The following is a 13,109-nucleotide window of genomic DNA, read 5'->3' on the forward strand; positions in this document are numbered from 1 at the left end:
GAATCCAGCGAACCCGACTTCGGCGTAGTGGTCGAGGCGCAAGCCGGTGGCCTGTTCGACGGTCTGCGCCAGCAATGCCGCGACCACCGATGGCTCCGCCACACCAGCGCGTGGCGGCGCCGACCAGACCGGCCCCCGCGAAACCTCGCCTCAAAAAACGCAGGCGTCGCTGGCTCCGTACAACGGCCCTGTGCCTGCTGATTCTGCTGTTGCTGGGCACGGCGGGCGTGCTCGGCAGCATGCTGTGGTTCGACTCCGCGGTACACCGCCAGACAGTGCTCGCCAATTACGCAGGCCGGCCGGCGGATGTCGCGGTGGAGAATCGGCGGGGGTTCCCGTTGTTCCGGTGAGCGATCGCCGTTCACCTGGCTAACGTACGTCTCCCCAGCAGTTGGTTATGGACGCGCGCGCAAACCGTTGACGAATGGGCATCCCATCAGGACCCGAATCGCCTGGCTGAGCCCGTTCATGTCGTCGACGGGCTTGTGGAACGGCAGCCGGATGTCGCGGTCGCCGTCGTTTCCCTCGATGCGGAACCGCACGCCATACCGGTCCAGTCCGAGCGGACGGACATGCCCGCGCCGCAGCGGCGCGGGCAACCGCGAGACCAGGCGGGCGACGACGTCGTTGTGAGCGGTGGAGAGGTGCCACAACAAGGTCGACTCGATCTCACAGAACGGATCGGGCCGCGCGGCGAGCAGTTCGCGGACGCTGACCGGCTCGGCGCCGGTCGCATCGGTAACCACAACCGAGTCGATCTCTAGGCGCAGCAGGGTGTAGCGGGGATCGTCTCCGGTGGCGGGCCCCGACCTGGGGGTGTCGATCTGTAGCAATACCGGAGCCGGGTTCTCGGCGGCGATGAGGTCGAGCAACTTGGACACTGCCCCGCCGGGGATCTGGTGGAGCCGGCCGCGGACCCAGACCAGCGAGCGGACCGGTTCGCGCACCGGTAGCGGCGCGTAGTCGGTCAGCTCCAGCAGCGCTTGCGTGCCGCACGGCACGTCTTCCGCACCGGCGTGCTCGCGGGGGAGCGCGACGGCGAAGGTGCCGTCGCGCAGCAGGTGATGGACGGGTGTGGCCACCGGATCGTTGCCCTCGACGGCCAGCAGCGCGCCACCGGCCCGGGCACAGGCGCTGCGAATCCGCTCGGCCGTCGTCGGCGTAGGGTGTGTGACCGGTAGCACCATTACCTCCGTCATTTAGGTAAGCCTAAGATAACTTAGGGCTGGTACGGTCGCAAGGGCCGGTCCGCCGTTAGGGTTGTGTGCGTGGCCCGCATCGCTTACCTCGGTCCCGAAGGGACATTCACCGAGGCGGCATTGCTCCAAATGTCGGCCGCCGGACTAGTTCCCGGGCAGCAGCCCGATCAGCTGCAGCGACTGCCGGTGGAGAGCACGCCCGCCGCCCTGGACGCAGTGCGAGTCGGTACCGCGGACTATGCCTGCGCGCCGATCGAGAACTCGATCGACGGGTCGCTGACCTCCACGCTGGACAGCCTGGCCATCGGTTCGCCGCTGCAGATCTACGCCGAGACCACGCTGGACGTGAACTTCAGCATCGTGGTGCAATCCGGTCGCAGCGCTTCCGACGTACGCACCGTCGCAGCATTTCCGGTGGCTGCCGCGCAGGTGCGGCAATGGCTCACCGCCCATCTGCCCGTGGCCGAGTTGCGCCCCGCGTACTCCAACGCCGATGCCGCGCGCCAGGTGGTCGCCGGCGAAGTCGACGCCGCGGTGACCTCCTCGTTGGCCGCAGCGCACTATGGCCTTTCGTCGATCGCCGAAGGGGTAGTCGACGAGGCCGGGGCACGCACCCGGTTCGTCCTGATCGGCCGTACGGGACGGCCACCGGCCCGAACCGGAGCTGACCGCACCTCGGCGGTGCTGCGCATCGAGAATGCCCCGGGAGCCTTACTGCTGGCACTGACCGAGTTCGGGATGCGCGGCATCGATCTGACCCGCATCGAATCCCGCCCCACCCGCACCGGTCTGGGCACCTACCGGTTCTTCGTGGACTGCGTAGGGCACCTGGACGACGACGCCGTCGCCGAGGCACTAAAAGCGCTACACCGTCGTTGTGCGGAGGTGCGTTACCTGGGTTCCTGGCCGACGGGCCAGCCCGCGGGGGTACCGCCGCCGTCCTCGCACGAGGCCTCGAGTTGGTTGGCGGCGCTGCGGGAAGGCAACTCCGCGTCAGCAGTGAAGAGGGGGGAAGGGCAAGGATGAGTGGCCGACTGGTACTGCTGCGGCATGGACAGTCCTTCGGCAACGTCGAGCGCAGGCTGGACACCCGGCCGCCGGGGGCGGCACTGACGCCGTTGGGCCGCGATCAGGCCCGCGCGTTTGCGCTCGGCGGGTCCAGCCGACCAACCCTGCTGGCGCACTCCGTGGCGATTAGGGCGTGCGAAACGGCGCAGGTGATCGCCACCCAGGTCGATGTGCCGCCGGTAGAACTCGGCGGCATCCACGAGGTGCAGGTCGGTGCGCTGGAGAATCGCAACGACGATGACGCGGTCAAGGAATTCAACGCCATTTACGAACGGTGGCACCACGGCGAGCGGCAGTTGGCGCTGCCGGGCGGCGAGAGCGGCGACGAGGTACTGGATCGCTATGTGCCGGTGCTGACCGAGCTGCGCATGCGCTATCTGGACGACGACGGCTGGGACGGCGACATCGTGGTGGTCAGCCACGGCGCAGCCATCCGGCTGGTATCGGCAGTGCTGGCCGGCGTGGACGGCGGCTTCGTGCTGGACAACCCGCTGGACAACGCGGAGTCCGTGGTGTTGGCGCCGATCACCGACGGACGGTGGAGCTGCGTGCGGTGGGGGACCTTGACGCCGCCGTTCTACCCGGAACCCGAAACGACGCCGGTGCAGGACGCCGTCTCGTCAGGCTCCGACCCGATGGGTTGAGATGGCCACCGAGGTTGTTTCCGCGCAAGCGCAACCGACCGCGTCGCAGTCGATCACAAAAGTGTGGGTGAACAACTCGGGGGCTCCGCAGGCCGGGTCGGTGCACTCCGCTCTGCCCAGCCAATGACGAATGACGGTGCCATGGCAGTGATCTAAGCCTGCCTGGCAGTCGCGGCAGCCTGTGCTCATATGCCGTTCATAGCACTGGACGCTGACAAATGGGGGAGCAACGCCGGATTATCCAGGCCGGCTTAGGCCCAGCCCAGCTCATCGAGCCTGTCGTCGTCGATGCCGAAATGGTGTGCGATCTCGTGGATCACGGTGATCGCGACCTGGTCGACCACGTCGTCCTCGGAGTCGCAGACGTCCAGCAGCGCGTCCCGGTAGATCGTGATGGTGTCAGGCAGGACACCGGCGTAATCGGAGTCCCGCTCGGTCAGCGCCACCCCTTCGTAAAGCCCGAACAAGTCCTCTTCGGGATGCCGATCGGAAACGAGGACCACGACGTTGTCCATCGCGGCCGTGAGCTCGACCGGGATGAGGTCCAGAGCGTTGGACACCAGTTCGTCGAAACGCTCCGGGTCCATCCGCACGACCACGGCGCTAGCTCACCGGCGCCGGCTCGCCGGGTGGTGGGCCGCCGTCCGGCGGCGGCGCGGGTGCCTGGGGTGCCGGCGCCTGAGACGGCGGGGCGGCCGGAGCCTGGGTGGGCGGCGCCGCAGGCTGCTGGTTGGGCAGGTGCTGATTGCCTGGAGGTGCGGCCGGAGTCTGCTGGGCGGGCGTCGAGGGACGCTGGGTGGGCGCCTGAACCGGGATCGAAGGCAGGGTGAGCCGCTCCTGCGGAATGTCGGGTGGCGGCACCGGAGGCTGACCGTTGATCAGCAGCGGTCCCTTGGCGCTGTTCACCAGGGTCGCCCAGCCACCGTTGCCCAGCGTCGCACCGATGTTGCAGGCGACCTCCCGGCTGCCCGCGGACCAACTGGGCAGCGACACCGTGGGGTAGATCAGGGTCAGGGTGGTGGTGCGCAGTTTGATGGGCGCAAGGTAGGCGTCGGTCATCTTCGTGCACGCGTCCTTGATGAACCCGTCCTGCTCGGCTTCGGCGGGCAGCGCGTCAGGGAACTTCTCGGCGAGGTTGACCGTGCCCGTGACTTCCATCGCGTGGGGCGCGGCGCAGTCGACCGGAACGTCGACCGGTTGGTTGGTGGTCGAGTCGATGCCCAGACAGGTCCCGGCCGGCCAAACCTTCGATTGGTCGATCTCGGCGACCTTGCCTTTGTAGGCGACCTGCTGGTTATTGGGGCCTGGCAGTTGCAACCCGCACAGCATGCGGCGCTCGCCGGCCTGGCGCCAGGCCCGGTCACCCGACCACAGCATGCTCACCGTGAACTTGCTGTTGGGATCGAACTTGGTGCCCAGGTAGCGGCGTACCGCAGGTTCGCATTGTTCGGTGTTGATCTGCTGGATCCGCGCCGGTGACGGCGGCGGGGCAGTGGGGCCGTATTCGGTGCCGGGGAAGGTCCGCATGTCGACGGATTCGGCGACTTCAAAACGGTGGTCGTCGGCGCAGCTGACGATGGTCGCTGATTCCGGTGTGCCGTCCGGCCAGTTGAGGCAGTCGCCGCTGGTGGCGCGGCTGAACGCGGCGTTGCCCTTGGAGCCGGCGCTGGGCACCGGGTCGCTGTCGATGTAGCCGGCCAGCCGGCCGGGACCGGTGCCGACGGGCAGGGCGGTAACCAGCCCGGCGATCAGCAGACCACCCAGCGCCGTCAGCAGCAGTCCTCGTCGGGTGGCGGATGCCTGCAATGCCCGCGGCCAGCGAAACCCGCGGGCACGCTCGGGCTGCGGCACGTTCTCGTCTGCCGCGGGCTCGTCCGGCCCGACGACGGCGGCGTCGGGTTCGAGTTCGGATTGGGGTTGTGTATCTGGCGCGTCCAACATCGGCTTCCATTCTGACAGGGCCGGATGAGGGTCGTTACCAATGTTGCAGATGTGAGACCCGGGTGGACGGCCCAGTAGTCTTGCGCCCGTGATCGACCTGAAGTTGCTCCGGGAAAATCCTGACGCCGTGCGGCGTTCCCAACTCAGCCGAGGCGAAGATCCCGCGCTGGTGGACGCGCTGTTGGACGCCGACGTGGCCCGCCGGGCAGCGATTGCCGCCGCGGATACCTTGCGTGCCGAGCAAAAGGCGGCCAGCAAGAGCGTGGGCGCCGCCTCGGCAGAGGAGCGTCCAGCGCTGCTGCAGCGCGCGAAGGACCTTGCCGAGCAGGTGAAGGCGGCCGAGGCGGACCGGGGCGCGGCTGAGGCTGCGTTGACGGCAGCCCACCTGGCGATCTCCAACGTGATAATCGACGGCGTTCCCGCCGGGGGAGAAGACGACTACGCGGTCCTCGACGTCGTCGGCGAACCCCCGGCGCTGACCAACCCCAAGGACCACCTCGAACTTGGCGAATCGCTGGGTCTGATCGACATGCAGCGAGGGGCCAAAGTGTCGGGGTCGCGGTTCTACTTCTTGACCGGCCGCGGCGCGCTGTTGCAACTGGGCCTACTGCAGTTGGCGCTGCGGGTGGCAGTCGACAGTGGCTTCATTCCGATGATCCCGCCGGTGCTGGTTCGCCCCGAGGTGATGTCCGGGACCGGATTCCTGGGTGCGCACGCCGACGAGGTCTACCGGTTGGAGGCCGACGACCTCTACCTGGTTGGCACCTCCGAAGTGCCGCTGGCGGGCTACCACTCCGGCGAGATCCTCGACCTGTCCGGCGGCCCGTTGCGGTATGCGGGCTGGTCGTCCTGTTTCCGCCGGGAGGCCGGCAGTTACGGCAAAGACACCCGCGGCATCATCCGGGTGCATCAGTTCGACAAGGTGGAGGGCTTCGTCTACTGCCGGCCGGAGGACGCCGAGGCCGAACACCAGCGTCTGCTGGGCTGGCAGCGCGAGATGCTGGCGTACATCGAGGTGCCCTACCGGGTGATCGATGTGGCCGCCGGGGATCTCGGCTCGTCGGCGGCCCGCAAGTTCGACTGCGAGGCCTGGGTGCCCACTCAGGCGACCTACCGCGAGCTGACGTCGACCTCGAACTGCACCACCTTTCAGGCGCGCCGGTTGGCGACCCGGTATCGGGACTCCGCGGGCAAGCCGCAGACCGCGGCCACGCTCAACGGAACGTTGGGTACCACACGTTGGCTGGTGTCGATCCTGGAGAACCACCAACAGCCGGACGGCAGTGTGCGGGTGCCTGCGGCGCTGGTGCCGTTCGTCGGCACCGAGGTGCTGGAGCCCGCCTGAGGTCCGTTCCGGCGCTGGCGCGCTGAACATTTCGCGCTGCTAGACATTTCCTCCCGCAGCTGTCACGTTAAGAAGGCGCCGGACGTGGCCAAACGGGGGGACAGGTGGGTTTGCGATGAGCTGGCTCGGGCGCTGGTGGCGGCAGGCCGACCACTACGAGCAGCTGAGCGCGCACCTGCGTTACCGGGGAATGACGAGGCTGACCCGCAGCACCATCGCCACCGTTTGCGGCTCACTGGCGCTGGTCGCGATCGCGACGATCTGGACTCCGACCGGCCCGCGGGGCTGGCTGCAGATCGCGTGTGCACTGGTCGCCGGCGTCGGGGCCGGCATCGGTGCATTGCTGTGGGCGCGACGCTGGCCCGACCGCCGCGCGGCCGTGCGCTTCGCCGTGTTGTGCAACGTCAGCATCGCGTTGATCGCGCTGGCCCAGAGCGATCCCGTCGCCGCCATGCTGGCCTGCACGACGTTCGCGATCATGGCTGCGTATATCGCGGTGCTGCACACCGCGCCGTTGACGGCCTACAACTTTGCGGTCGCAGCCGGGGTGGGCGCGTTCGAGGCCGTGCGGTTCGCCGCGGCTCAGAACCTGCTCGCCGCCCTGTGCGGCTACTCGCTGGTGCTCACGCTGAACCTGGCGGTGCCGTTCGGCATCCAAACGGTCGTGCACTTGTTGGGCACCGACGCCATACGCGCCGAACTCGACCATCTCACCGGCCTGCTGAACCGCGGCGCCTTCCACCGGCGCGCGGGGAGATTCCTGCGGCGCGCCGATGCGACCCGAGCGGACCTGGTGATCACGGTGATCGACTTGGACCGCTTCAAGCAACTGAACGACGAGTACGGACACGGCACCGGTGACGACGCACTGGTCGCCGTGGCGGATGCGCTGCGGGAGAACACCGACCAAACCGCGGTTATCGCCAGGGTCGGCGGCGAGGAGTTCGTGATCGCCGACCTCTGGCATCCCGAAGAGCTGGAGGAGCGGGCGCAGATTCTGTGTGACGCCGTTGCGGCGTTGCCGTTCGGTCTCACTGCGAGCGTGGGCACGGCCCGCGTCCATCCCAGCGGTGGGACCAGCGCCGACGGTGAACTGCTCGGCAACCTTATCTCAGCGGCCGACGCGGCGATGTACGTCGCGAAACGTGGTGGGGGAAACCGGGTTTGCCACTATCGCGCGGCGGGTGCCGAATACTTCGACGACGAGCTCAGCGCTTAAGCAGTCACCGTCTGGCGGGAGCGTTCGTGCCGGTGCTGGCGTTCGATGGTGGCGAAGTAGAACGCGAAGGCGAACGCGAAGCTGGTAAACAAGCTGCTCACGAAGTACAACCACGGCCGCTTCAGTCCGCGCCGGTAGCCGTCGGTAATCGAGAACAGCGGCAAGAGAATGACATTCGCGATCGTGTAGTCCTGGCTTGCGGATCCTGCGGCCGGGTTGGTGAACATCAGCTGGATGTACTGCGTCCAACTGCCGGGGCCCCAGATGGGGTTGTGTGTTCCGGTGATGCCGTGCGGTGCGTAGCCCTGCACGAAGCGGATGTTGAAGTACCAGCCCAGCGCGATCGAGGCGACGCCGACGACGTAGTAAACGATCTCCAACCGTGAGAACGACGGTCCGTGGATGGGCCGGGCGTAGACCGCTGGGTTCGATTTGACGATCCAGAAGATGACGGCGATCCCGAGTACGGCGTGAGCAAGCAATGACACCATGCGCGCAGTCTCGCGCCCACCACAAAGTTTTGTCAATATTGCCAAAACAACGGATAGGAAAAATCGAGGCTTGGTAGTACTTTGTCGGGATGGTCCGGCCGGCACAGACGGTGCGCAGCGAACGCACCCGGGAGGCGCTGCGCCAGGCCGCCGTGGTGCGTTTCCTGGCCCAGGGTGTGGAGGAGACGTCGATCGAACAGATCGCCGCGGACGCCGGCGTATCGCTTCGAACCTTCTACCGCCACTTCAGTTCCAAGCACGACCTGCTGTTCGCCGACTACACCGGGCTGAACTGGTTCCGTGCCGCGCTGGAGGCGCGGCCCGCGGAGGAGTCGGTGGTCGATTCCGTGCAGGCAGCCATCTTCGCGTTCCCCTATGACGTCGAGGCCGTCACCAAGATCGCCGCGCTGCGCGGTGGTGATCTGGACCAGGGTCGCATCACCCGGCACATCCGGGACGTCCAAGCCGACTTCGCCGACGCCATCCAGGCCCAACTGCGGCGGCGCAGGCGCTCGGCGGGGCAGTCGGCCGAGGCTCAGCTGCGTATCACGGTGATCGGCCGCTGCATCGCGGCCGCGGTTTTCGGTGCGATGGAGGCTTGGATGGTCGGCGATGACCGATCGCTTGGCGCACTGGCCAAGATGAGTCACGTGGCGCTGGAGTCGTTGAGCCAGGGTATCGGCGACAGTTGGGCAGGCGCTGAAGTTTTGTCATGATTGACAAAACTTGTCGACCATGCCAGCCTTCGATCCGGGAGGTAGCGGCATGTCTGAATCGGAAACCGACTACGACGCGATCGTCATCGGGGCTGGCCACAACGGGTTGACCGCGGCGGTGCTGCTGCAACGGGCGGGGCTGCGAACCCTGTGTCTGGACGGCAAGCTCTATGCCGGCGGAATGGCGTCCACCGTCGAGCTGTTCGACGGCTATCAGTTCGAGATCGCCGGTTCGGTGCAGTTCCCCACGTCGTTGGAGGTCATCAGCGAACTCGGTCTGGACACGTTGCCGACGGTGGACCTCGAAGTGATGTCGGTGGCGTTGCGCGGCGTCGGGGACGACCCGCTGGTCCAATACAGCGACCCGATGAAGATGTTCGCGCACCTCAACGAGGTGCACGGAGCCGACGCCGTGGCCGGGATGGGTGGCCTGTTGATGTGGGCGCAAGCGCCGACCCGGGCGCTGGGCCGGTTCGAGGCGGGCACCCTGCCCAAGACTTTCGACGAGATGTATGCATGTGCGACAAACGAATTCGAGCGCTCGGCAATCGACGACATGCTGTTCGGGTCGGTCACCGAAGTGCTGGACCGCTACTTCCCCGACCGCGAAAAGCACGGTGCCATAAGGGGTTCCATGACCATGCTGGCCGTGAATACGCTCTATCGCGGACCCGCTACCCCGGGCAGCGCTGCCGCGCTGGCATTCGGACTCGGCATCCCGGAGGGTGACTTCGTCCAGATGAAGAAGCTACGGGGTGGCATTGGCGCGCTGACCACGCACCTGGCGGGAGTGCTGGAAGAACACGGCGGCGAGGTCCGTTTGCGCGCCAAGGTGACTGAGATCCTCGTCGACAATGCCGGTACTGGGGGGCGGGTGCGCGGTGTGCGCACCGAAGCGGGAGACACCGTGACGGCACCGATTGTCGTGTCCTGCATCGCACCTGATGTGACCCTCAACGACCTGATCGATCCCGCGCTGTTGCCGTCGGAGATCCGCGACCGCTACTCGCGTATCGACCACCGTGGCAGCTACCTGCAGATGCACTTCGCGCTCGAGGAAGCTCCCCGATTCGCGCCACCCTACGAATCGCTCAACGACCCGATCATGCAGGCATCCATCGGCATGTTCTGCACGCCGGAGGAAGTGCAGCAGCAGTGGGAGGACTGCCGTCGGGGCATCGTGCCGGCGGATCCGACGCTGGTATTACAGATACCGTCGGTGCACGACCCCGATCTGGCCCCGGAGGGTAAGCACGCCGCCTCGGCATTCGCGCTGTGGTTCCCGATCGAGGGCGGCCTACAAGAAGAGGGACGCTACGGTCAGGCGAAAGTGGAAATGGGGCAGCGCGTGATCGACAAGATCACCCGGCTGGCACCGAATTTCGAACGAAGCATCATCCGGCACACCACCTTCACGCCCAAACACATGGGCGTCATGTTCGGCGCGCCAGGCGGGGACTACTGTCACGGTCTGCTGCACTCCGACCAGGTCGGGCAAAACCGACCCGGTCCGAAAGGTTATATCGGACAACCCATTCCGGTCCAGGGCCTCTACCTGGGCAGTGCCGGGTGCCACGGCGGGCCGGGAATCACCTTCACGCCCGGGTACAACGCCGGGCGGGCTGCGCTGGCCGATCTCTAGCAGCGCGCTTGTAGCAGCGTGTCCAGGCAGGCGAGGAATTCGTCGGGACGTGCCGGGGTGAAAGCCGGCTTCGAACCCGGTATGTCCAAGGTAATCAGCGTGGACTTCAGCGGCCGGTACAGATCCAGCGGCAACCAGCGCCGAAAGTCGGGGCTGCCCCACACGTTGAATCGGAACGTGAACAGGCCCAGCGGCTCGGCCTGGTAGGACCGGATCTGGTCCAGCCCGATCACCTTCGCCGTTCCGGACGGAAAGTGATAGCGCCGCAACGTGATCGCCATCTCGTCCAACTGGACCACACCGTCGTCGTAGCAATGCTCGGCCATCGGGGTCATGCGCGGCCACTCCGCAACTCGTGGCCTCGGGTGGTCAGGCAGCGGCCGTCCGTCAGACGCCACTGCCAGCCGTGCAGGTTGCAGGTCAACGTGTCGCCCTCGATCACCCCGAATTTCGACAGGTCCGCCTTCAAATGCGGACACCGGCGCTGAATCTCCCAGCCGTCCATTGTGATCGACGCGGAATCGTCGTGGGTTTCGGCAAACCAACCGTCGGCGTAGGCGATCCGCTCGTCGGTCAGGCACTTGAAGAACGTGTACAGGTACTCGTTGTAGCCGCCCACCCGCCAGGCCCGGAAGCGCGTGGACAAGAAGATGGTGTTGACCCAGTCCGGTTCGTCGTCCCGCAACACGGTGCGCACCAACTCCGGCTCGATCGCGAACCCGTACCGCACCTTCTCGTCGGGAATGCGTTCGCGCACCGCCCTTTTGGGGAAGTCCAGGATCACCGTTTCGGGACCGATCACCAGCTCCACCGGATAACCGATGCCGTCGCAGATCTCGTTGCTCTGCAACATGATCGGCTCGAACAGCGCCCGCAGCGGCTCGAGCAGCGGCGGGCCGGCCGCTTCCGCCCAACCGGCCTTCTCGGCGGCCAGCACGGGCGCCATCCGCTCGGCGTAGTCGGCGATGTAGGCAGCCTTGCCGGTGGTGAAGATCTGCTCGACCTGATCGGTCGGCAGCGGGTGGTTCAGCGAGTTCAACGCCGAACCCGTGAAATCGGCAACCGTGCCCGGCATCATCAGCAGGCCGCCGTCATGCCCGTGGCTGCGCAACTGGTCAAGGAACACCATCTGGTCGGGAAAGATGTTGGCCGGATCTCCGCTGTCGTCGTTGAGGTCGCGCAGTGCCGGGTCCAGAAAGCACGGCGGGCCGGCCGACGGCACCACCCAGGTCGACCCGACCTGGGCGATGTACTGGCGGGCGCGGTCCATCTGGCGTTGCCGCTTCTGGGTGCCGAACGCCTCCTTGGCGCGAGCGGGCATGTCGTAGACCATCGGGTACCAAATCGCGCCGGAATACTGCAGCAGGTGCACATCGATGTGGCCGAAGTCCGCGGACAGGATGTCCAGGTCGACCGGGCGCGCGTCGTTCATGTTGAACACCGTGGTGTCACCGTCGGAAACCACCAGCGCCGAGTCGCCGATCGGTCCGTCGGCGGGTGCCCGCAAGGCGATGATCATGATGTCGAGATCGCCCTTGGGGCCCGAGAGCTGATGCTGCACCGAATCCGTGGTCTCGAAGAACCGGTGGAAGCCTAGCTTCTGTAACTCGTCGCGCAGGTCGGGGACCGGGAAGTCGGGCAACAGCACCACCGCGTCCTTGTTCACGTGGGCGGTGAGCAGGCGGGCGTCGAAGTGGTCTTTGTGCAGGTGCGAGACGTATAGGTAGTCACAGTCACCGAGGGCGTCCCAGTCCAGCCGGCTGTTGTCCGGGAATGGGAACCACGAGGCGAAGTACGCCGGGTTGACCCAGGGGTCGCACAATATGCTGCCCGCTCGGGTCTGGATGAGAAAGCCGGCGTGGCCGACGCTTGTGACCTGCACAAATACCTTTCGGGGGACGGTCGGAGTCACCACGAGTTTAGCGGCGTCACAGGCCTGGGTCTTGCCACAGCCGCATGCACCGGCCGGTCGCCCGCCAACCGTTGCGCTACCGCTGGAACGGCTGCGGACGGATGATCGGCTGGATATGTCAACACTCGCCCCGTACTAGGCTGAATTGCTGTGGAACCGGCATATGGCACCGCCATTACTCTCGCCCGCCTGATATTTCGCCTACAAGGTCTCAAGATCTCGGTGACGGGGGTGGAGAATCTGCCCACCAGTGGTGGCGCCGTGGTCGCGATCAACCACACCGGCTACCTGGATTTCACCCTGGCGGGCCTGCCCGCCTACCGGCAGGGATTGGGCCGGAAGGTGCGGTTCATGGCCAAGCAGGAGGTGTTCGACCACAAGATCGCCGGTCCGCTCATGCGCTCGTTCCGCCACATTCCGGTGGACCGGGAAAGCGGTTCCGCATCGTTTGCGGCGGCCGTCGAGAACCTGAAGGCAGGTGAACTGGTCGGCGTCTACCCGGAGGCGACGATCAGCCGGAGTTTCGAGATCAAAGAATTCAAGACGGGTGCCGCCCGGATGGCGCTCGAGGCGGGCGTGCCGATCGTTCCCCATGTCATCTGGGGTGCCCAGCGGATCTGGACCAAAGGTCATCCGAAGAAATTGTTCCGGCCGAAGGTGCCGATCCAGGTGATCGTCGGCGAACCGATCGAACCCACTCTCCCCACCGCCGAGTTGACCGCACTGTTGCATTCCCGGATGCAGCACATCTTGATCAAGGCGCAGGAGCAGTACGGGCCGCACCCGGCGGGTGAATTCTGGGTGCCGCACCGGCTGGGCGGTGGCGCCCCGTCGCTTGCGGAGGCGGCCCGCATGGACGCGGACGAGGCCGCACAGAAGGCGGCCATTCGAGCCGAACGCGCCCATCCATCTGGGGCCCCGGAGCAGTGAGC

14 protein-coding genes are annotated in these 13,109 nt (G+C 66.5%); 7 read left to right on the forward strand and 7 right to left on the reverse strand.

Features of this window, described 5'->3' with window-relative positions:
* Positions 1–395: 395 nt before the first annotated feature.
* Positions 396–1,187: a DUF2470 domain-containing protein gene (locus A5636_RS05955; protein WP_065157823.1), complete on the reverse strand. Its 792-nt coding sequence runs from the start codon at positions 1,185–1,187 to the stop codon at positions 396–398.
* A gap of 81 nt (positions 1,188–1,268) precedes the next feature.
* On the opposite strand from A5636_RS05955, the gene pheA reads away from it, so the two are divergent.
* Both pheA and A5636_RS05965 read left to right on the forward strand, forming a co-directional pair.
* Positions 1,269–2,225 carry a prephenate dehydratase gene (gene pheA / locus A5636_RS05960; RefSeq protein WP_065157824.1) on the forward strand — a complete coding sequence of 319 codons (957 nt, stop codon included), beginning with the start codon at positions 1,269–1,271 and terminating at the stop codon, positions 2,223–2,225.
* On the forward strand, positions 2,222–2,911 hold the full coding sequence (locus A5636_RS05965; protein ID WP_065157786.1) for a histidine phosphatase family protein: 690 nt from the start codon (positions 2,222–2,224) through the stop codon (positions 2,909–2,911). The genes pheA and A5636_RS05965 overlap by 4 nt, the downstream gene beginning before the upstream one ends.
* Here the strand turns inward: A5636_RS05965 and A5636_RS27090 are convergent.
* From A5636_RS27090 to A5636_RS05975, 3 genes are all read right to left on the reverse strand, one after another.
* Positions 2,888–3,100, reverse strand: a complete 213-nt coding sequence (locus A5636_RS27090; protein ID WP_081287628.1) for a hypothetical protein — start codon at positions 3,098–3,100, stop codon at positions 2,888–2,890. The genes A5636_RS05965 and A5636_RS27090 overlap by 24 nt on opposite strands.
* 62 nt (positions 3,101–3,162) lie before the next feature.
* Positions 3,163–3,510 (reverse strand): metallopeptidase family protein, encoded by a 348-nt coding sequence (locus A5636_RS05970; RefSeq protein ID WP_065157787.1) that lies wholly within the window; start codon positions 3,508–3,510, stop codon positions 3,163–3,165.
* Between the two features lie 4 nt (positions 3,511–3,514).
* Entirely contained in the window at positions 3,515–4,852 is a 1,338-nt protein-coding gene (locus A5636_RS05975; RefSeq protein ID WP_065157788.1) for a septum formation family protein, read from the reverse strand.
* Between the two features lie 88 nt (positions 4,853–4,940).
* Between A5636_RS05975 and serS the strand changes: the two genes are divergently transcribed.
* On the forward strand, positions 4,941–6,197 hold the full coding sequence (serS, locus tag A5636_RS05980; protein WP_065157789.1) for a serine--tRNA ligase: 1,257 nt from the start codon (positions 4,941–4,943) through the stop codon (positions 6,195–6,197).
* Positions 6,198–6,312: 115 nt separating this feature from the next.
* Positions 6,313–7,416, forward strand: coding sequence for a GGDEF domain-containing protein (locus A5636_RS05985; RefSeq protein WP_065157790.1), 1,104 nt, complete (start codon positions 6,313–6,315; stop codon positions 7,414–7,416).
* Here the strand turns inward: A5636_RS05985 and A5636_RS05990 are convergent.
* Positions 7,413–7,907: a DUF2834 domain-containing protein gene (locus A5636_RS05990; protein WP_065157791.1), complete on the reverse strand. Its 495-nt coding sequence runs from the start codon at positions 7,905–7,907 to the stop codon at positions 7,413–7,415. The genes A5636_RS05985 and A5636_RS05990 overlap by 4 nt on opposite strands.
* Positions 7,908–7,996: 89 nt before the next feature.
* Between A5636_RS05990 and A5636_RS05995 the strand changes: the two genes are divergently transcribed.
* Positions 7,997–8,623 (forward strand): TetR/AcrR family transcriptional regulator, encoded by a 627-nt coding sequence (locus A5636_RS05995; protein ID WP_065157792.1) that lies wholly within the window; start codon positions 7,997–7,999, stop codon positions 8,621–8,623.
* A 49-nt stretch (positions 8,624–8,672) separates the two neighbouring features.
* The gene (locus A5636_RS06000; RefSeq protein WP_065157793.1) at positions 8,673–10,265 is read left to right on the forward strand and encodes a phytoene desaturase family protein; all 1,593 of its coding nucleotides are present in this window, start codon (positions 8,673–8,675) and stop codon (positions 10,263–10,265) included.
* On the opposite strand, the gene A5636_RS06005 is transcribed toward A5636_RS06000, so the two are convergent.
* A complete protein-coding gene (locus A5636_RS06005; protein WP_081287630.1) occupies positions 10,262–10,591 on the reverse strand; it encodes a hypothetical protein in 330 nt (109 codons plus the stop codon). The two genes, A5636_RS06000 and A5636_RS06005, sit on opposite strands and share 4 nt — an antisense overlap.
* 5 nt (positions 10,592–10,596) lie before the next feature.
* On the reverse strand, positions 10,597–12,147 hold the full coding sequence (locus A5636_RS06010; RefSeq protein WP_065157795.1) for an MBL fold metallo-hydrolase: 1,551 nt from the start codon (positions 12,145–12,147) through the stop codon (positions 10,597–10,599).
* A 180-nt stretch (positions 12,148–12,327) separates the two neighbouring features.
* Here A5636_RS06010 and A5636_RS06015 point away from each other — a divergent pair, with 180 nt between their 5' ends.
* On the forward strand, positions 12,328–13,107 hold the full coding sequence (locus A5636_RS06015) for a lysophospholipid acyltransferase family protein (RefSeq protein WP_065157796.1): 780 nt from the start codon (positions 12,328–12,330) through the stop codon (positions 13,105–13,107).
* Positions 13,108–13,109 lie beyond the last annotated feature (2 nt).

Source organism: Mycobacterium asiaticum, assembly GCF_001673315.1.
In the GTDB taxonomy this organism is placed as follows: domain Bacteria; phylum Actinomycetota; class Actinomycetes; order Mycobacteriales; family Mycobacteriaceae; genus Mycobacterium; species Mycobacterium asiaticum_B.

What these genes read in the sequence shown, in the direction of transcription:
- A5636_RS05965 (WP_065157786.1), top strand. Translation starts at nt 2,222, where the DNA reads ATGAGTGGCCGACTGGTACTGCTGCGGCATGGACAGTCCTTCGGCAAC.
- A5636_RS05985 (WP_065157790.1), top strand. Translation starts at nt 6,313, where the DNA reads ATGAGCTGGCTCGGGCGCTGGTGGCGGCAGGCCGACCACTACGAGCAG.
- A5636_RS06005 (WP_081287630.1), bottom strand. Translation starts at nt 10,591, where the DNA reads ATGGCCGAGCATTGCTACGACGACGGTGTGGTCCAGTTGGACGAGATG.
- A5636_RS05995 (WP_065157792.1), top strand. Translation starts at nt 7,997, where the DNA reads ATGGTCCGGCCGGCACAGACGGTGCGCAGCGAACGCACCCGGGAGGCG.
- A5636_RS05955 (WP_065157823.1), bottom strand. Translation starts at nt 1,187, where the DNA reads ATGGTGCTACCGGTCACACACCCTACGCCGACGACGGCCGAGCGGATT.
- A5636_RS06000 (WP_065157793.1), top strand. Translation starts at nt 8,673, where the DNA reads ATGTCTGAATCGGAAACCGACTACGACGCGATCGTCATCGGGGCTGGC.
- A5636_RS27090 (WP_081287628.1), bottom strand. Translation starts at nt 3,100, where the DNA reads ATGAGCACAGGCTGCCGCGACTGCCAGGCAGGCTTAGATCACTGCCAT.
- A5636_RS05975 (WP_065157788.1), bottom strand. Translation starts at nt 4,852, where the DNA reads ATGTTGGACGCGCCAGATACACAACCCCAATCCGAACTCGAACCCGAC.
- A5636_RS05990 (WP_065157791.1), bottom strand. Translation starts at nt 7,907, where the DNA reads ATGGTGTCATTGCTTGCTCACGCCGTACTCGGGATCGCCGTCATCTTC.